Below are 18,551 nucleotides of genomic sequence, written 5' to 3'. Positions count from 1 at the left end.
CGAACAAAAAGACGGAGGAACGCGATGCGGAGGCCAATTTCCAGACGCGATGTCCTGAAAGGCTCGGCCGCGCTGTCACTCGGCACCGTGTTCGCATCGACCGTGCGTGCCGCGGTGCCGGGGCCGACCGGAATCACACCCGACCTCGTCGCGGCCGCCAAGAAGGAAGGCATGGTCGTGTTCTATTCGTCGATGGATCTGCCGGTCGGCGAAAAGCTGGGCAAGGCGTTCGAAGCAGCTTATCCCGGCATCACGGTCCAGATCGAGCGCTCCGGCTCGGAGCGGCTGTTCCAACGCGTCGCCCAGGAATTCGACTCCAACATCCACGCCGCTGATATCGTCAACAGCGCCGACGCGTCACACTTAATTCCCTGGAAAAAGAGCGGTTGGCTGATGCCGTTCGTGCCCGAGGACGTCGCGAAATATTTTCCGGACAATTACCGCGATCCGGACGGCATGGCCGTCACCACGCGGCTGTGGCTGTCGTCGATCGCCTACAACACCAATCTGGTGAAGGCGGAAGACGCGCCGAAGAGCTTTGCCGACCTGCTCGACCCGAAATGGGCGGGAAAGATGGTGAAGGGGCACCCGGCCTATAGCGGCACCATCATGACCACGACCTTCCAGCTCGTGCGCGAGCTCGGCTGGCCCTATCTGGAGAAGCTGTCCAAGCAGCGCGTGATGCAAGTGCAGTCCTCGACCGATCCGCCCAAGAAGCTCTCGCTCGGCGAGCGCGCCGTGATGGCCGACGGCAATGAATACGGCATCGTGCTGCTGAAGGAGGCGGGACAGCCGGTCGAACCGGTCTACCCGACCGAGGGCACGCCGACGATCTCGGGGCCAACAGGCATCTTCGCCGGCGCGCCGCATCCGAACGCAGCAAAGCTCTTCCAGGCCTGGCTGCACACCCGCGAGACCCAGCAGTTCTTCGTCGACTTCACCGGGCAATATTCGGTGCACGCCCAGGTGCAACCCAAGGCGGGGCGGCGCAAGCTCACCGACATCAAGCTGATGAAGGAAGATCCGGCCGGTGTGGAAGCGATGACCGAAGAGATCAAGACGCGCTATGCGCGGCTGTTTCGGGTTTAGCCCCACATGATGAGGAGACGGAGCGCCGCTCTTCACCTCGCCCCGCTTGCGGGGAGAGGTCGGAACGCATCGTCAGATGCGTTCCGGGTGAGGGGGTACAGGTCTCACCAACACCAACACTCGGGGAAGCAGCCCCTCACCCCAACCTTCTCAGAGCGAGCTTGGCTCGTCTCGACCCCGCAAGAGCGGGGCGAGGGGGCTGAAGAAGCTCAGCCCGGATTAGCATGACAGCAACCACCTCCTCCGCCGCCCGCCCCCGCATCGACTGGACGCGTCCGGTGCTGTGGCTGTTCGCTGCCATTCTCATGCTGCTGATCCTGCTGCCGCTGTCGTGGCTCGCGGTGTACGCCTTTACCGACAAGAACCGGCATCCGACGCTGCAAAACTTCGTCACGCTGTTCAGCAACCCCGATTTCCTCGATCCGCTGCTGACCACCGCGATCATCGCAATCACATCGGCCGTGATCTGCTGCGTCGTCGCGGCCCCGATCAGCTGGCTGGTGTCGCGCACCGACATGCCGGGACGGCAGACCATCCGCGCGCTGGTGACGGCGTCGTTCGTGACGCCGCCGTTCCTCGGCGCGATCGCGTGGGAACTGCTGGCGGCGCCGAACTCCGGGCTATTGAACCAGCTTTACCGGCTGTTTGCCGGCGAGGACGCGGATGCGCTGTTCAACATCTATTCGCTGACCGGGATCATCTTCGTGATCTCCTGCTACACGTTTCCGTTCGTGTTCGTGCTGGTGGCGAATGCGCTCGACAGCATGCCGGGCGAGCTCGAGGATGCCTCCGCGATCCTCGGCGGCAATGCCTGGACCACCGCGCGGCGGATCACGATCCCGCTGGCGCTGCCGGCGCTGGTTGCCGGCGCCCTGATCGCGTTCCTGCAAGCGATGACGCTATTCGGCTCGCCGGCGATCCTGGCGCTGCCGGCGGGCTTTCACACCATGACCACCAAGATCTGGAGCCTGTTCCAGTATCCGCCGAGGCTGGAGTTGGCAGCGGCCGCAGCCGTGCCGCTGCTCTTGCTGACCATCCTGCTGCTGCAAGGCCAGAAATTCCTGCTCGGCCGGCGCGGCTATTCGGTAATCGGCGGCAAATATGGCGCGCCGCGCCGCGTCGAGTTGAAGGGCTGGCGCTGGATCGCGCTCGGCTTCTGCCTGCTGGTGCTGCTCAACCCAGTGTTCCTGCCTTACTTCGCGCTGCTCAACGCCGCGCTTTCACCGAACGCCACCACGCTGGTGACGCCGTCGACGCTGACGCTGCACAATATCATCTTCGTGTTCACCGAGCTGTCGTCGACCCAGCTCGCCTTGAAGAACACCGTGATCCTCGGCACCGCGACCGCCACTGTTGGCACCATGCTCGCGCTCGTCATCGCCTATGTCACGACCCGGAAGGCGATCGCGGGCCATCGCATCCTCGGCTTCCTCGCCACCGCGCCGGTCGCCGTCCCCGGCATCGTGCTCGGCGTCGGGCTGTTCCTGAGCTACACGCGGCCGCCCTTCGTGCTGTACGGCACGCTGTGGATCCTGCTGCTCGCCTTCCTCACCATCAATTTGCCTTCGGCCTATCAGCAATTGCAGGCGGCGTTCACGACCATCCATCCCGAACTGGAGGAGGCGAGCCGCATCCTCGGGGCGACGCGGCTGCAGGCGCTGCGCCAGATCACCGCGCCCCTGCTGCGCACCGGCGTCATCGCGACCTGGTGCTTCATCTTCATCGGCGTGATGCGGGAACTTTCGGCGGCGATCGTGCTGTTCACCTCGCAGACCAAGGTGCTGTCGGTCCTGATCTACGACCTCAACGAAGGCGGCGACCTCGCCGCGATCGCAGTGCTCGGCATCGCGATGCTGGTGATTACCTTCGCCGTGGTGCTGGCGGTGAACCAGATTCCGATGTCCGGCGGCGGTGCGGGCGCGAAGCTGCGGAACGGGTAGGTCGTTCCATCCACGTCATTGCGAGGAGCGAAGCGACGCAGCAATCCATTCTGTCCCAAGGCGGAAGCATGGATTGCTTCGCGGAGCCTGTCATCGGGCGCGCATTCGCGCGACCCGTTGGCTCGCAATGACGGGGACAGGGCAGAGCGCGCAACTGGCATTTGCCCATCTGGCAATCGCCACATTTATCCCGATATAAAGCGGTGTTCCCCGCACCATGAGGCCCGTGTGACCAAATCCGCCGACAAGACCCCTGTCCATGCCGCGCCGGTTGCGCCGCGCCGGCCGCATTCCTTCACCGCCCATGGCATCACGGTGACGGACGATTATGCGTGGATCAAGGATCCCAAATGGCAGGAGGTGCTGCGCGATCCCGCGATCCTCGAACCCGACATCCGCAGCTATCTGGAAGCCGAGAATGGCTACACCGAGAGCCTGCTCGGCCACACCGGTGGCTTGCAAAAGCAGCTCGTCAAGGAAATGCGCGGGCGGATCAAGGAAGACGATTCCAGCGTGCCGTCGCCGGACGGCCCCTACGCGTATTTCCGGAAATTCCGCGAGGGTGGCCAGCACGAGCTGTTCGGCCGCATGCCGCGCGACGGCGGCGAGACGGATGTGGTGCTCGATGGCGACGCGCTGGCAAAGGATCATGACTACTTCAAGTTCGGCGGCAGCCGTCACTCGAACGATCACCGGCTGCACGCCTGGAGCGCCGACACCAAGGGTTCGGAGTATTTCTCGATCCGCGTGCGCGACTGGGCCTCTGGCGCCGATCTCGACGACGTCGTCGAGGAGACCGATGGCGGCGTGGTCTGGACTGCGGATTCGAACAGCTTCTTCTACGTCAAGCTCGACGACAATCATCGCCCGATGCAGGTCTGGCGGCACCGGCTCGGCACCATGCAGGCCGACGATATCCTGATCTATGAGGAGCAGGATTCCGGCTGGTTCACCCATTTGCACGAGAGTTCAAGCGGTCGCTTCTGCGTCATCGCAGGCGGCGATCACGAGACCTCGGAGCAGCGGTTGATCGATCTCGCCGATCCCGACGCGCCGCCACGGCTGGTCGCGGAGCGTGAAGAGGGTGTGCAGTACTCGGTCGCCGACCGCGGCGACGAGTTGTTCATCCTCACCAATGCTGATGATGCTGTTGACTTCAAGGTGATGACCGCGCCGCTTGCGTCGCCCGAGCGCACCAACTGGCGCGACCTGATCCCGTATCGCGAGGGCATCTATGTGCTCGATGTCGAGCTTTACGCCGGCCACATGGTGCGGCTTGAGCGCGCCAACGCGCTGCCCGCGATCATCATCCGCGACCTCGATTCCGGTGAAGAGCATCCGATCGCCTTCGACGAAGCCGCCTATTCGCTCGACACCATGGGCAGCTACGAGTTCGAGACCACGAACCTGCGCTTCTCCTATTCGTCGATGACGACGCCGTCGGAAGTCTACGACTACGATATGGCGACGCGGGCGCGGACCTTGCGCAAGCGCCAGGCGATTCCATCCGGCCACAACCCGGCGGACTATGTCACCACACGCATCATGGCGACCTCGCACGACGGCGCGCAGGTGCCGGTTTCGATCCTGCATCGCAAAGATTTTGTCCGCGACGGCAAGGCGCCGCTGTTGCTCTATGGCTACGGCTCCTATGGCATGGCGATGCCGGCGTCATTCGCCGCCAACCGGCTGTCGCTGGTCGACCGCGGCTTCGTCTACGCGATCGCGCATATCCGCGGCGGCGCCGACAAGGGCTGGGGCTGGTATCTCGACGGCAAGCGCGAGAAGAAGACCAACACGTTCGACGATTTCGCCGCCGCCGGGCGCGCGCTGATCGACGCCAAATACACGCGGGCAAAGCGCATCGTCGGCCATGGCGGCTCCGCCGGCGGCATGCTGATGGGCGCGGTCGGCAACCGCGCCGGCGAGCTCTTCGGCGGCATCGTCGCCGAGGTGCCGTTCGTCGACGTGCTCAACACCATGCTCGACGACACACTGCCGCTGACGCCGCCGGAATGGCCGGAATGGGGCAACCCGATCGAGAGCGAGAAGGATTTCCGCACCATCCTGTCCTATTCGCCCTACGACAATGTCGCGGCGAAGGATTATCCCGCGATTCTCGCGATGGGCGGATTGACCGATCCGCGTGTCACCTATTGGGAGCCGGCAAAATGGATCGCGCGGCTGCGCGCCACCATGACCGGCGGCGGCCCGGTGCTGCTGCGCACCAACATGGGCGCCGGCCACGGCGGCGCCTCCGGCCGATTCAACCGGCTGGACGAAGTCGCGATCGTCTACGCCTTCGCACTGTGGGCGGTCGGGATGGCGGAGAAGGCGGAGGTGTAGCGCAGCGAAATCCGGGGCAGTCTTGCCGCCCGCGAGATTCCCGGATTGCGCTTCGCTCCATCCCGGCTACGGGCCATAGATTAATTGGCCTCCTCGTCGTCCTGGCGAAAGCTAGGGGACCCATGCCGCGTGATCTATCGGTGACGCGCGGTACGCGTACCGCGGCGAACAACATAAGTGCCAGTCTTCGCCAAACTTCTCCCTGCAGTTATGGGTCCCCTGGCTTTCGCCAGGACGACGGCCGAGAGCGTGGCGTCTATCTCCCCTTCGCCTTCCGCCACACGGCAAAATCCTTCAGCGTCTGCTCGTCGGTCGCCGGATAGAGCCCCAGGATGCTGCGGCCCTTGTGGACTTCCTCGGCGACGAAATCCTCGAACGCGGTCATCTCGAAGGTCTCATCGGCGATCTCGTCGGCGAGATGCGCGGGAATGACGATGACGCCGTCGCTGTCGCCAAGGATTACGTCGCCGGGAAACACCGGCGCGTCGCCACAGCCGATCGGAACATTGATCTCGATCGCCTGGTGCAGCGTGAGATTGGTCGGCGCGCTCGGCCGGTGATGAAAGGCCGGGAAGCCGAGCCGCGCGATCTCGGCGGCGTCGCGGAAGCCGCCGTCGGTGACGACGCCCGCGCAGCCGCGCTTCATCAGCCGCGTCACCAGGATTGCACCGGCCGACGCGGCGCGGGCATCCTTGCGGCTGTCCATCACGAGCACGCTGCCTGCCGGACAATCCTCGATCGCCTTGCGCTGCGGATGCGCGCGGTCGCGGAACACCTCGATCGTGTTGAGGTCTTCGCGCGCCGGCATGTAGCGCAGCGTGAAGGCTTCGCCGACCAGCGTCGGCTGATCCGGGCTCAACGGGTGGACATCCTGGATGGTCTGGATGCGAAAGCCGCGCTTGAACAGCGCGGTGGCGACGGTCGCGGTGGAGACGGATTTCAGCTTGCTGCGGGTGGTGTCGCTGAGTTTTGACATGGTGTTCGTCCTTGATTGTCATTCCGGGGCGATGCGAAGCATCGAACCTCAGGTGCGCAATTGCGCATCGGGGAATCTCGAGGTTCCGGGTTCGCGCTTTGCGCGCCCCGGAACGACAGATGATCAATAAATCGACGGCTCTCCCACCGGCTTGCCGAAGCCGGTTTCGAGGAAATCGAAGTCACAGCCCTCATTGGCCTGCTTGATGTGCTTCGAGAACATCCAGCCATAGCCGCGCTCGAAGCGGCGCTCGGGCGGCTGCCATGCCGCGCGGCGCTTTGCCAGCTCCGCCTCTGACACATCGAGATTGATGGTGCGGGCGGCGACGTCGAGCGTGATGCGGTCGCCGTTCTTTACGAGCGCCAGCGGTCCGCCGACGAAGGATTCCGGCGACACGTGCAGGATGCAGGCGCCGTAAGACGTGCCGCTCATGCGGGCGTCCGACAGCCGCACCATGTCGCGCACGCCCTGCTTCACGAGCTTTGTCGGGATCGGCAGCATGCCCCATTCCGGCATGCCCGGCCCACCCTGCGGGCCGGCATTGCGCAGGATCAGGACGTGATCCGCCGACACGTCGAGATCGGGATCGTCGACCGCCTTCTTCATCGACGGATAGTCGTCGAACACCAGCGCCGGCCCGCTGTGCTTGAGGAAGCGCGGATCGCACGCGGAGGGCTTGATCACGCAACCATCGGGCGCGAGGTTGCCTTTCAAGACCGCGAGCGCGCCCTCCTGATAGATCGGGTTCGCGACCGTGCGGATCACATCGTCGTTATAAACCTCCGCACCTTCGATGTTCTCGCCGAGCGTCTTGCCGGTCACCGTCATGCAATCGAGATGCAGATGCGGCTTGATACGACCCATCAGGCCGGGCAGCCCGCCGGCGTAGAAAAAATCCTCCATCAGATAGAGATCGCCGCTCGGCCGCACATTGGCGATGACCGGCACCTTGCGGCTCGCCGTTTCGAAATCGTCGAGGGAGATATCCTGGCCGGCGCGCCGCGCCTGCGCGATCAGATGGATGATGGCGTTGGTCGAGCAGCCCATCGCCATCGCGACCGTGATCGCGTTCTCGAAGGCCTTCCGGCTCTGGATCTTCTGCGGGGTCAAGTCCTCCCAGACCATCTCGACGATGCGGCGGCCGGCTTCCGAACTCATGCGGATGTGATTGGCGTCGGCGGCCGGGATCGACGACGCGCCCGGCAGCGTCATTCCGATCGCTTCCGCGATCGCGGTCATGGTCGATGCCGTGCCCATGGTCATGCAGGTGCCATAGCTGCGGGCGATCCCGGCCTCCATGTCGAGCCAGTCCTTGTCGGTAATCTTGCCGGCGCGGCGCTCGTCCCAGTATTTCCAGGCGTCCGACCCCGACCCCAACGTGCGTCCCTTCCAGTTGCCGCGCAGCATCGGGCCCGCCGGCAAATAGATCGCGGGCAGGTTCATGCTGGTGGCCCCGAGCAGCAGCCCGGGCGTGGTCTTGTCGCAACCGCCCATCAGCACCACGCCGTCGACGGGGTGGCCGCGGAGCAGTTCCTCGGCGTCCATCGCCAGCATGTTGCGATAAAGCATGGTGGTCGGTTTCAGCAGCGATTCCGAGAGCGACAGCGCTGGAAGCTCCATCGGGAACCCGCCGGCCATCAGCACGCCGCGCTTGACGTCATCGACACGGCTCTTGAAGTGCATGTGGCAGGGCTGCGCGTCCGACCAGGTGTTGATGATCGCGATCACAGGCCGGTCCTGCCACTCCTCCGGCGCATAGCCCATCTGCATCGCGCGCGAGCGGTGGCCGAAGGCACGCAAATCGTCGGGCGCGAACCAGCGTGCGCTGCGCAATTGAGCCGGGGTCTTGGTTTTCTCGGTCGTCATGAGGGCCCCATTGTTTGTCAAACTTGCCTATCGAATTTGTCTGCCGAATTTGCTTGCATACGCTCCGGTTTCCGCCTTCGGAAGGAGCTTGGATGTCCGTCGCCGCGCATATACTCGAATTTGGACGCGTCGTCCCAGCCCCGCGACGTAACCCTGGATTGCGGCCCGGATGAACATGACGGTCCAGCCCGGCAGACCTTATCGATGACGCTGACGACGAGACTTGCCGTCGCGATGATTGCGCTGGTCGCGATCGCGGTTTCCGCGGTCGGCTGGCTCAGCTATCGCAGCCTCGAGCAGGCCCTGGCCCCGCGCGTGCTCGACCGGATCGAGGCGCAATCGCGGTTCGCCGCGGCCGCCCTCGAGTCCCACCTGCAAAGCGCTCCGGGGGATATCACGACCTTCCACGGATTCGCCGCCGTCACCGGCCTGGTCCGCGCGCTGGTGGATGGCGGGATCGATCCGGTCGACGGCACCACGGAGGCCACGTGGCGGGAGCGGCTGGAAGGACGGCTGGCAGCGCAGATGGCGCTCAAGCCCGCCTACTCGCTGCGCTTCATCGGGGTGGCCGATGGTCATCGCGAGATCGTCCGGGTCGACCGCTCGGGTCCGAATGGCACGGTCCGCATCGTGCCGCTGGCGGAGCTGAAGCAGGTCGGCGACGCCGCCTATTTTCACGACACCATCAACCTCCCGCCTGACGGCATCTACGTCTCCCCGGTCGGCCTGAACGAGGAAAACGGCGTCATCGACACGCCGCCGGTGCCGACGATCATGCTCGCCAAGCCGGTTGCCGCGCCGGACGGCAAGCCGTTCGGGATCGTCATCGTCAATGTCGACATGCGGCCGGCGCTCGAGCGCGTTCGCTCCTCGGTGCGATCCGGCGAGCTCGTCTATGTGGTCGATGCCAGCGGCAATTACCTCGTCAACCCCGACCACACCCGTGAATTCGCCGCGCAGCGGGGACGGCCGACGAGCTGGCCGCGCGACATGCCCTATTTGTCAACGGCGCTCGGTGCCGCGCAAAGCGTCACGACCATGACCAGCGATGCGGATGGGCGACAGACCGGGGTCGCGCTCGCGCCGGCGCTGCTGGCTGGACGCCAATGGGTCGCCGTGATCGAAGCCGTCCCGAATAGCGTGTTCATGGCGCCGGCGGCGACGATCCGCAACAGCTCCATCCTGGTCGGCCTGCTGGCCGTGCTCGGCGCGGGAGCCCTGGCCTGGCTGGTGGCGCGATCGCTGACCCGCCCGATCACGCGATTGACTGCCGCCGTGGGACGGGTGAGCGAGCAGGGAACGGCTGCCATTCCGGTCAACGCCGGTGGCGAGACCGGCGTTCTGGCGCGCGCCTTCGTCCGCGTGATCGACGAGGCCAACGCCAAGACGGTGGCGCTCGAACGCGAGGCCGCCGAGCATCGCCGCACCGAGGCGGCTCGCGACCACCATGCCGAGCGCGAGCACCTGTTCGCCGCGGCGGTGGAATCCTCCAACGATCCGATCATCACCGAATCGCTCGACGGCACCATCACCGGCTGGAATCCGGCCGCCGAGCGGCTGTTCGGCTATAGCGAGGCCGAGGCCGTCGGTCAGCACGTCGGCCTGATCGTGCCGCCGAACCGGCGCGCCGAGATCGACGACATCATGCGCCGCATCGGCTGGGGCGAGCGGATCGAGCAGAACGAGACCGTGCTGATGCGCAAGGACGGCTCGCCGGTCGACGCCGCGCTCAGCGTCGCGCCGATCAAGGCACTGTCGGGCGCCGTCATCGGCATCTCCAAGACGGCGCGCGACATCAGCGAGCGCAACCGGGTCGAGCAGACGCTCCGGCAGCAAACCGAGGAGCGACGGCGCATCTTCGAGACGTCGCAGGACCTGATCATCGTGATGAACTCGCGCGGCGAGGTGGTGCAGATGAGCCCGAGCTGCGAGACCATCCTGGGCTATCGTGCGGAGGACATGATCGGCACCAGCGGCGCCGACTTCATCCATCCCGACGATCTGGAGCACGCACGTGCTGAGATTCGCGCGTTGCGGCGCGGACAGCATCCGAAGATTTCCGATACGCGCTGCGTCCACAAGAGCGGCAACGAGGTGTGGCTGTCATGGCTCGGTGTCTGGTCCGAACCCGTCAAGCGCTTCTTCTTCGTCGGCCGCGATATGACCGAGAGCCGCAAGGCGCAGGAAACCTTGCGCGAAAGCGCGCAGCTGGCACGCGGCATCATCAACGGCGCACTCGATGCCTTTGTGCAGATCGGTCAGAACGGCGTCATCCGCGACTGGAACACGCAGGCCGAGACGATTTTCGGCTGGACCCGCGAGGAGGCGCTCGGCCGGAACGTGTTCGATCTGATGGGCCGGCCGGGCGGACCGCTCAGGACGGCGCTTGCCGGCTTCCTGAACGCCGGCGGCGAGCAGGTTCGACAGCCCCGCCGCGAGGTGCAGATCTGGCGGCGCGACGGCACCGAATTCACCGCGGAGCTCAGCGTCACTGCGCTGAGGACCCGCGACGGCTTCGTGTTCAACGGCTTCATCCGCGACCTCACCGACAGAATCGCCACCGAGGACCGGATCCGGCAGTCGGAGAAAATGGAAGCGGTCGGCCAGCTCACCGGCGGCATCGCGCACGACTTCAACAACATCCTCACCGTCATCACCGGGACGATCGAGATTCTGACCGATGCCGTCAAGCAGGAGCCGCAGCTCGCGGCGATCACGCGGATGATCGACGAGGCTGCGTCGCGCGGCGCCGACCTCACCCAGCAATTGTTGGCGTTCGCCCGCAAGCAGCCGCTCGAACCGCGGGAGATCGACGTCAATGTGCTGATCGTCGACACCGCCAAGCTGCTGCGGCGAACGCTCGGCGAGCAGGTCGATATCCGCTCCGCATTCGAGGAGGAAACCTGCCTGGCGGTGGTCGATCCCAACAGGCTCGCCAATGCCCTGCTCAACCTCGCGCTCAACGCTCGCGACGCCATGCCACACGGCGGCAGGCTCACCATCGAGACGGCATCCGTCGTGCTCGACGAGAGCTATACCGATCTGCAAGACGACGTGCGGGCCGGCCTCTATGCCATGATCGCGGTGAGCGACACCGGGGTCGGAATTGCACCCGACATGCTCGACAAGGTGTTCGATCCCTTCTTCACCTCGAAGGGACCCGGCAAGGGAACCGGACTCGGCCTGAGCATGGTCTACGGCTTCGTCAAGCAGTCCGCCGGGCACATCAAGATCTACAGCGAGCAAGGCCACGGCACCACGATCAGGATGTATCTGCCGCCGGCCTCTGGCGCGGCGGCAGCGGCGGACGCTGCGGTGACGCCGGACCTCGAGGGCGGTCACGAGACGATCCTGGTGGTCGAGGACGACAAGCTGGTTCGCGACTACGTGCTCGCGCAACTGCACGGGCTCGGCTACGTGACGCTGGAGGCTGCGAACGCCACGGAAGCGCTTGCGATCGTCGAGGCCGGCAAGCCGTTCGATCTCATGTTTACCGACGTCATCATGCCGGGCCTCAACGGCCGGCAGCTCGCCGAGAAGGTTTTCAAGATGAAGCCCGAGCTGAAGGTGCTGTTCACCTCAGGCTATACCGAGGATGCGATCATCCATCACGGCCGGCTGGACGAGGGCGTACTGCTGCTGCCCAAGCCCTATCGCAAATCGGAGCTGGCGGCGATGATCCGCAAGGCGCTCGCGGATTAGAGCACGATCCCTCGCGACAAACGCGGAATGCGTTGCGCGGCGATCACGCCCAACAAAGAAACCAGATCAGGCGTGGCGCTGTGCCGTCATCACGATACGGACGAGATCGGCGGCGTTGCGCGCCCCGAGCTTCTTCATGATGTTGGCGCGATGGTCCTCGATCGTGCGCGGGCTGATCCCGAGCTGACGCCCCGCCTCCTTGTTGGAAGCGCCGGCGGTGAATTGCTCCAGCACCTCGCGCTCGCGGCGGGTCAGCGGCTCGCGTCCCGGAAAATGCAGCGATGCGATGCGCGATGCCGAAGCCTCCGCCTGGCGCCTCGTATAGGCATCGATCGCTTCGTTCAGCCGGCTGACGATCTCGCTGCCTCGGAACGGCTTCTCGATAAAATCCAGCGCACCGTTCTTGATGGCGCTGACCGCCATCGCGATATCGCCCTGACCGGAGATCATGAAAATCGGCGCCGGATAATCTTCGCCGTGCAGTTCTCTCAGAATATCGAGACCGGATTTGCCGGGAATGTGAACGTCGAGCAGGATGCAAGCCGGCGTTCTGCTTCGCGCAACCGAAAGCAGCGCGGCGCCGTCCGCAAAGCAAATCACCTTGTAGCCGGCCGCCGACAGCACCATGGAGAGTGTGTCGCGAACGGCAGGATCGTCGTCCACCACGAAAATCTCCCCGCGGGGAGAATCATTTTCAGCCATGTGCATCGTCCATCAGTGGTGAAGCGTGACGCTTAATCGCACAACAAAAAAATCTCTACCGTATTGATCAATGGACCCGTATTTGTACGGGACGCCAGCTTAACGCACAAGTAGCATCGCATTCCCTAAAAGTAGAGGGCAGTGGAGAAACATGCATGGCAAATGCAGCAGCCGATAACGTTGCGGCGCGGTCAGACGAAGGCAATGATCCCTACAACCTGATCGCGCGCGACCTGGTTGCATTGATCGCGCATGTCCATTCGAGCCTGCGGCTGATCGAGTCCGCGATCGCGCGCGAAGCCATGCTCGCCGAGCAGGAGACGGCCAGCAACATCTTCGTGCTTGACGATGTCACGCCGCTCTACATCGGGGCGTCAGCCGCCTTGAAGGCCTGTGATGCCGGCCTTTGCGTCGCGCTTGACCAACTGCTCGATTCCGGGGCTCCGGCCCGCATCCTGAACTGATCCACAGGTACTGGAAATCAACCGTCCGGCGGCGATCCGTGATAAGCCGATCGTGCGCCAATCGGGCTCCAACCCGCCAGGCGGGCGATCCGTTCCAACTATATTCCGGGTGACGGCAGGCCGATCAGTGCAAGCCGCCCGGTCAGGCCCCGATCCGGTCCGCTTCGGCGGAGACCGATCGCTTCCTACCCGACTTGCCCTTGAGGAAACTGATGTCCATTTCGGTGCCGTTGACGCGGGTCAGTTCGCAACGGCGATAGGCGAGGCCGGTCGACGACAACAGGAGGAAAAACTCCTTCAGATTGAGCCCCTGAATGGAACCTTCCACCGTGAGGGTCGCTTCGTTGTCGGAGATCGCTTTGAGCACGCAATCCCGCCGCCAGGTGCCGTCGATGGCCATCATGCAGACATCGTAGCCCCGGCTGAACGTCACGCGCTCGACGAGTTTGCCGTCTTCCATCATCGCTCAACGTCCCGCGACCATGGCGGCAACCCTGGGCATCGCGGCCCCAGCCGTGGGCGTCCGCGCACCGTTCGGCCGGTACAGGCCGCGCCGTTCGGGGACCGGCTTGAAGGTGTCGGTCAGGCCAACCACCGTTTCGGCAGCGCCCAGCACCAGGAAGCCGTCGGCTTCGACCAGTCTGGCGAGGCGGTTGAAGATGTTGATCTTGGTATCCTGGTCGAAATAGATCAGCACGTTGCGGCAGAAGATGATGTCGAAGGCGCCGAGCTGCGAGAAATCGTGCAGCAGATTGAGCTGGCGGTGCTGCACCATGGCCCGCAGCTCGGGATTGACCTGCCAGAATTCACCCGACTGCTTGAAATACTTGACCAGCATCTGGATCGGCAGTCCGCGCTGCACTTCGAACTGGCTGTAGATGCCGGCTTTGGATTTCTCCAGCACTTCCTGCGACAGGTCGGTTGCGACGATCTCGACCCGCCAGCCCGCAAGGGCTCCGCTCATCTCCTTCAGGCACATCGCCAGCGAATAGGGCTCCTGCCCGGTCGAACCGGCGGCACACCAGATCCGGATACTCTTGCGCGCGGCGCGAGCCTTCAGGATCTCCGGCATCATCGTGTCGCGAAAGTGATCGAATGGCACCTTGTCGCGGAAGAAGAAGGTCTCGTTGGTGGTCATGGCTTCGACCACCTGGGCGGTAACTGAGGATGAGCCGGCCTTGATCTTCATCACCAGATCGGGAATGCCGGAAACACCGCTTTTGCGCGCCAGCGGAAGCAGGCGGCTCTCGATCAGATACTGCTTATCCGCAGACAGATCGAGACCGGAATGGTCCTTCAGGAGCTTACGCAGATACTCGTAGTCTGGGGGCGTCACGGGAGCCTCGCAAAGGCAAGAGATAAGGCAAGAGATAAGGAATGGCTTCAGGCTTCGCTGGGCTCATCGAGCGCAAGCAAGCCGACTTCCTGGAACTTCGCGGTGACGATGTCCCTGTCGAACGGCTTCATGATGTATTCGTTGGCGCCGGCATCCAGCGCGCGCGAGATGTGGTCGATGCCGTTCTCGGTGGTGCAGAACACCACCTTCGGCACGTCGCCGCCGGGCATGCGGCGCAGATGAACGAGGAATTCGTAGCCATCCATGACCGGCATATTCCAGTCGAGCAGCACGGCATCCGGCATTGCGATTTTGCAAGCCTCGATCGCCTTCTCGCCGTCCTCGGCCTCGACGACCGCGAAATTCATTGGCTCGAGGATGCGGCGAGCGATCTTCCGCACCACACCGGAATCGTCGACAACAAGACATGTTTTCATCGGTTAGCCTCCTTGTTGAATCCGCCGTCTCTGCGGCGGAGCGTTACGCTGCGGCAGCTGTCTTGGGCATCAATTCCAGCACGCGATCGACATCGAGGACGACCATGAGCTGACCGTCGAGGCGGTGGACGCCGCCGGCGAGCTTGGCCATGCGGGGATCGAGGTTGACGGGGTTTTCCTCGCGGCCGTCGTCGGGCAGCCGCAGCACCTCGCCGATCTGGTCGATCAGGAGGCCATAGGATTCGCCGCGCAGGTCGACGCCGACCGCCATCGGGACCTTGCCGTCACCGGCCTTCGGCAGGCCCAGGCGAGCGCGCATGTCGACCACGGTGACGATGCGGCCGCGCAGATTGAGCACGCCGGCGATTTCGGCTGATGACAGCGGCACCCGCGTCAGCCGCTCCGGCATGAACACGTCCTGCACCCGCGAGATCGGCAGGCCGAACAGCTGGCCACCGATCACGGCGGTGACGTATTCGACCATGGCGCCTTCGCTTGTCTCGGTCTTGCTGGTCATCGTTACAGTTCCTTCAAGCCCCGTTTTATCCCTTGAGCATGATCTGATCGGAAAACCGGTCCCCACTTTTCCGGATCATGCTCTACGCCGCACGGCGAAGTTCAGCGGTCTGTTCCTTCAGCGCCGCGATCAGGCCGGGCCGGTCGAACTTGGCGACATAGTCGTGGAAGCCGGCCTGCCGGCCGCGCTCGATCGCCGCCGGCGACACCATCGCCGACAGCGCGATGATCGGCAGCCCGGTCAGATTGTTGTCGGAACGGATGCTCTCGGCGAACTCGAAGCCGTTCATCTCGGGCATCTCGATGTCGGTCAGCACGACGTCGAAGGCCTGCCCCGAGCGCAGCACGGCAAGCCCCTCCTGCGCGGTCGGCGCGGTCCGCACCTTGTAGCCGGCGGCTTTGAGCACCGGCGCCAGCATGTTGCGGAAGAAGGCTGAGTCATCCACCAGCAGCACCGACTGCGAGCTCGCCGAGGGGCGCATCTCCTTGCGCGAGAACCAGTCGGCAAACGCCATCGGGAGGAAGTGGCCGACGTCGATCACCTCGGTGGCCTGGCCCTTGATCACCGCCGAACCCAGGATGCCGTCCTGGGAGCCGGCGACCTCGATGTGGAGCCGCTCCTCGACGATGTCGATGATCTCGTCGACCACAAGCCCCATCGAGCGGCCGTCGTCGGAGAACACCAGGATCGGCTGGGCGCCCTGGGTCTGCACATTGACGCCGACCATTTGCACCAGCGGCATCAGCTGCTCGCGGTACTGCACCATGTAGCGGCCGTTGGAGAGCTCGATCTTGTCGGTGGCGATCTCCTCCAGCCGGGTGACGAGGCCGAGCGGTACCGCCTTGGGCTGCGAGGTGCCGGCGCGGAACACCAACAGCGAAGTCAATTGTTCGCCGGAGGTGGCATGGGCGGCTGCGCTGTCGTCGGCCATGCCATGGGCTGAGGAGCCCGCAGCGCCCAAGGCCTTGGCGATGCCGTTGGGGTCGATGATCATGATGACGGCGCCATCGCCCAGGATGGTATTGCCGGAGAACATGTCGATGTGGCGTAGTTTTGTGGACATCGGCTTGACCACGATCTCCTCGGTGTGGAACACGCCGTCGACCACGATGCCAAAAGTCTGGCTGCCGACTTGCGTCACCACGATAAAGCCGTTCTCGGGATCGGAGGTCGCGCCGTCGTCGATCTTCAGCAGCTTCTTCAGATGGATCAGCGGCAGCAGCTTGTTGCGCAGCCGCAAGACCGCGGTGTCCTTGATCCGCTCGATGCGGTGCTCGGAGTTGGCGCGGGCCCGCACCAGTTCGACCACGGACAATTGGGGAATCGCAAAGCGGTCGCCGCCGGCTTCCACGATCAAAGCCGAGACGATCGCCAGGGTCAGCGGGATCTTGATGGTGACGGAGGCACCCTCGCCGGCCACGCTCTTGATGTCGATGGTGCCGCCGATCTGGTCGATATTGGTGCGCACCACGTCCATGCCGACGCCGCGGCCGGAGACCGAGGTGATGGCGGCAGCGGTCGAGAAGCCCGGCGCGAAGATGAACTTGTGGATCTGGGCTTCGGTCATCTTCTCCAGTTCAGCCTCGGTGACGAGACCGCTCTGGATCGCCTTGGCCTTGATCCGCTCGGTGTTGAGCCCGCGGCCATTGTCGGCGATGCAGATGATGATGTGGCCGCCCTCGTGATAGGCGGACAGCCGGATGGTGCCCTGCTCGGGCTTGCCGGAGGCCTGCCGCTCGGCCGGGGTCTCCAGGCCGTGGTCGGCGGAGTTGCGCACCATGTGCGTCAACGGATCCTTGATCAGGTCGAGCACCTGGCGGTCGAGCTCGGTGTCGGCGCCGTGCATCTCGAGTTCGATCTGCTTGTTGAGTTCGCCGGAGAGGTCGCGGACGATGCGGGGCAGCTTCTGCCAGGCGTTGCCGATCGGCTGCATCCGCGTCTTCATGACGCCTTCCTGCAGTTCGGCGGTGACGTTCGAGAGACGCTGCAGCGGCACCTTGAACTCGGTGTCCTCGTTGCGGCGGGAGATCTCCAACAGCTGGTTGCGGGTCAAGACCAGCTCGGAGACCATGGTCATGAGGTGTTCGAGGGTGTCGACATTGACCCGGATCGACTGGTTGGCGATCTTGTCGCCTTCCTGGACGTCGGTCTCGGCGACGGCCGCCTTGCGGGCCGGCTTCCTTGCCCCGGCCGGCTCGACCGCGGCAACCGCAGGTGCGGCGGGCTTCGCGACTGGTGCCGGCGCCACTTCAGGCGCGGTCTCGCGGAAGGCGCGCTCGAGTTCGTCGAGCGAGACCTCGCCCGGACGCAACGGACGCTCCAGCGTCTGCACCACCAGGGTGCCCTCGGTCATGGCCGGCTGCACGGGAGGTGCGGCCACTTCAGGCATCTCGTCAACAGGAGCGGCCTCACCAGCCGCCGGCATCGACTGCGTCGAGCCTGACGATATCGACTGCGTCGAATCGGACATCGCGGCCATACCGCGCTCGACCATGGCCTCCAGCTGATCGATCAGATCGCGGTCGGTGCCCTCGGGCTCGGCCTCGGTGGCCTCGAGCCCGGCCAGGATCTCCTTGATGCGGTCGATCGAGGACAGGATCAGCGTCACCGCCTCTGCCTTGACCGGCATGCCGTCGCGGAACTTGCCCATCAGGGTCTCGCCGGCATGCGCCAGCGCTTCCAGCCGCGGCAGCCCGAGGAAGCCGCAGGTCCCCTTGATGGTGTGGACCAGGCGGAAGATGTTATCCAGGATCTTCGCGTTGTTGGGGTCCTGCTCGAACCGCACCAACTGGTTGTCGACCGTGTCGAGGCTCTCCGTGCACTCCGTCAGGAACTCGCGCAACAAATCGTCCATCGGAATCTGCCCCCACAAAGTGCTACGGAACGGTCGGCTCCTACCGATAACTCCGCCGGCTTCAGGGCGACGTTAATTTTGCCGTCCGTGCAAATACGGACGATGAAGCATTTCAAATGATTGGACGAAGCATCGCGAGATGGCCGCCAATCTCGAAAGAACAGGCACTTATCGCCGGTATAAACACGGCGACGTTCAGCGGATCGTTCTGGTTTGAATCAAATCGGATCGGGCGGCCATTAAGTTTGACGCAGGCCACGCGATGCCGGCGGGATCGCTGGCCGCCTGACGACACGCAAAGCAAAGGCGGCGGGGTTTCCCC

At 64.4% G+C, this 18,551-nt stretch carries 13 protein-coding genes; 5 read left to right on the top strand and 8 right to left on the bottom strand.

The features are described 5' to 3' along the window. Window positions 1-24 precede the first annotated feature (24 nt). From ACP2YO_RS02740 to ACP2YO_RS02730, 3 genes are all read left to right on the top strand, one after another. Window positions 25-1,089, top strand: coding sequence for an extracellular solute-binding protein (locus ACP2YO_RS02740; protein WP_426438828.1), 1,065 nt, complete (start codon window positions 25-27; stop codon window positions 1,087-1,089). Between the two features lie 224 nt (window positions 1,090-1,313). After that, window positions 1,314-3,029 carry an ABC transporter permease gene (locus ACP2YO_RS02735; protein WP_426438826.1) on the top strand — a complete coding sequence of 572 codons (1,716 nt, stop codon included), beginning with the start codon at window positions 1,314-1,316 and terminating at the stop codon, window positions 3,027-3,029. A gap of 228 nt (window positions 3,030-3,257) precedes the next feature. After that, window positions 3,258-5,375, top strand: coding sequence for a S9 family peptidase (locus ACP2YO_RS02730; RefSeq protein WP_426438824.1), 2,118 nt, complete (start codon window positions 3,258-3,260; stop codon window positions 5,373-5,375). A 256-nt stretch (window positions 5,376-5,631) separates the two neighbouring features. Here ACP2YO_RS02730 and ACP2YO_RS02725 read toward each other — a convergent pair whose 3' ends face one another. Beyond that, window positions 5,632-6,351 (bottom strand): ribonuclease activity regulator RraA, encoded by a 720-nt coding sequence (locus ACP2YO_RS02725; RefSeq protein WP_426438822.1) that lies wholly within the window; start codon window positions 6,349-6,351, stop codon window positions 5,632-5,634. Window positions 6,352-6,474: 123 nt separating this feature from the next. Next, window positions 6,475-8,217 (bottom strand): L-arabinonate dehydratase, encoded by a 1,743-nt coding sequence (gene araD, locus ACP2YO_RS02720; protein ID WP_426438820.1) that lies wholly within the window; start codon window positions 8,215-8,217, stop codon window positions 6,475-6,477. A gap of 204 nt (window positions 8,218-8,421) precedes the next feature. Here araD and ACP2YO_RS02715 point away from each other — a divergent pair, with 204 nt between their 5' ends. Next, window positions 8,422-11,919: a PAS domain S-box protein gene (locus ACP2YO_RS02715; RefSeq protein ID WP_426438818.1), complete on the top strand. Its 3,498-nt coding sequence runs from the start codon at window positions 8,422-8,424 to the stop codon at window positions 11,917-11,919. Window positions 11,920-11,985: 66 nt separating this feature from the next. Here ACP2YO_RS02715 and ACP2YO_RS02710 read toward each other — a convergent pair whose 3' ends face one another. Then, complete coding sequence (locus ACP2YO_RS02710) at window positions 11,986-12,621, bottom strand: response regulator transcription factor (protein WP_426438816.1); 636 nt, start codon at window positions 12,619-12,621, stop codon at window positions 11,986-11,988. Window positions 12,622-12,776: 155 nt separating this feature from the next. Here ACP2YO_RS02710 and ACP2YO_RS02705 point away from each other — a divergent pair, with 155 nt between their 5' ends. Beyond that, the gene (locus ACP2YO_RS02705; RefSeq protein ID WP_426438814.1) at window positions 12,777-13,085 is read left to right on the top strand and encodes a hypothetical protein; all 309 of its coding nucleotides are present in this window, start codon (window positions 12,777-12,779) and stop codon (window positions 13,083-13,085) included. Between the two features lie 142 nt (window positions 13,086-13,227). On the opposite strand, the gene ACP2YO_RS02700 is transcribed toward ACP2YO_RS02705, so the two are convergent. From ACP2YO_RS02700 to ACP2YO_RS02680, 5 genes are all read right to left on the bottom strand, one after another. Further along, entirely contained in the window at window positions 13,228-13,548 is a 321-nt protein-coding gene (locus ACP2YO_RS02700) for a PilZ domain-containing protein (RefSeq protein WP_426438812.1), read from the bottom strand. 3 nt (window positions 13,549-13,551) lie between these two features. Further along, entirely contained in the window at window positions 13,552-14,421 is an 870-nt protein-coding gene (locus tag ACP2YO_RS02695; RefSeq protein WP_426438810.1) for a CheR family methyltransferase, read from the bottom strand. A gap of 47 nt (window positions 14,422-14,468) precedes the next feature. Then, window positions 14,469-14,858, bottom strand: coding sequence for a response regulator (locus tag ACP2YO_RS02690; protein WP_426438808.1), 390 nt, complete (start codon window positions 14,856-14,858; stop codon window positions 14,469-14,471). 43 nt (window positions 14,859-14,901) lie between these two features. After that, the gene (locus ACP2YO_RS02685; protein WP_426438806.1) at window positions 14,902-15,375 is read right to left on the bottom strand and encodes a chemotaxis protein CheW; all 474 of its coding nucleotides are present in this window, start codon (window positions 15,373-15,375) and stop codon (window positions 14,902-14,904) included. 82 nt (window positions 15,376-15,457) lie between these two features. Beyond that, window positions 15,458-18,229 (bottom strand): hybrid sensor histidine kinase/response regulator, encoded by a 2,772-nt coding sequence (locus ACP2YO_RS02680; RefSeq protein ID WP_426438804.1) that lies wholly within the window; start codon window positions 18,227-18,229, stop codon window positions 15,458-15,460. Between the last annotated feature and the right edge of the window lie 322 nt (window positions 18,230-18,551).

Source organism: Bradyrhizobium genosp. P, assembly GCF_049949265.1.
Lineage (GTDB): Bacteria > Pseudomonadota > Alphaproteobacteria > Rhizobiales > Xanthobacteraceae > Bradyrhizobium.
Note: the sequence above shows the minus strand (reverse complement) of the source record. Positions and strands in the feature narration are given on the sequence as shown.

What these genes read in the sequence shown, in the direction of transcription:
- ACP2YO_RS02705 (WP_426438814.1), top strand. Translation starts at nt 12,777, where the DNA reads ATGGCAAATGCAGCAGCCGATAACGTTGCGGCGCGGTCAGACGAAGGC.
- ACP2YO_RS02740 (WP_426438828.1), top strand. Translation starts at nt 25, where the DNA reads ATGCGGAGGCCAATTTCCAGACGCGATGTCCTGAAAGGCTCGGCCGCG.
- ACP2YO_RS02725 (WP_426438822.1), bottom strand. Translation starts at nt 6,351, where the DNA reads ATGTCAAAACTCAGCGACACCACCCGCAGCAAGCTGAAATCCGTCTCC.
- ACP2YO_RS02715 (WP_426438818.1), top strand. Translation starts at nt 8,422, where the DNA reads ATGACGCTGACGACGAGACTTGCCGTCGCGATGATTGCGCTGGTCGCG.
- ACP2YO_RS02685 (WP_426438806.1), bottom strand. Translation starts at nt 15,375, where the DNA reads ATGACCAGCAAGACCGAGACAAGCGAAGGCGCCATGGTCGAATACGTC.
- araD (WP_426438820.1), bottom strand. Translation starts at nt 8,217, where the DNA reads ATGACGACCGAGAAAACCAAGACCCCGGCTCAATTGCGCAGCGCACGC.
- ACP2YO_RS02735 (WP_426438826.1), top strand. Translation starts at nt 1,314, where the DNA reads ATGACAGCAACCACCTCCTCCGCCGCCCGCCCCCGCATCGACTGGACG.
- ACP2YO_RS02700 (WP_426438812.1), bottom strand. Translation starts at nt 13,548, where the DNA reads ATGATGGAAGACGGCAAACTCGTCGAGCGCGTGACGTTCAGCCGGGGC.
- ACP2YO_RS02680 (WP_426438804.1), bottom strand. Translation starts at nt 18,229, where the DNA reads ATGGACGATTTGTTGCGCGAGTTCCTGACGGAGTGCACGGAGAGCCTC.
- ACP2YO_RS02710 (WP_426438816.1), bottom strand. Translation starts at nt 12,621, where the DNA reads ATGGCTGAAAATGATTCTCCCCGCGGGGAGATTTTCGTGGTGGACGAC.
- ACP2YO_RS02690 (WP_426438808.1), bottom strand. Translation starts at nt 14,858, where the DNA reads ATGAAAACATGTCTTGTTGTCGACGATTCCGGTGTGGTGCGGAAGATC.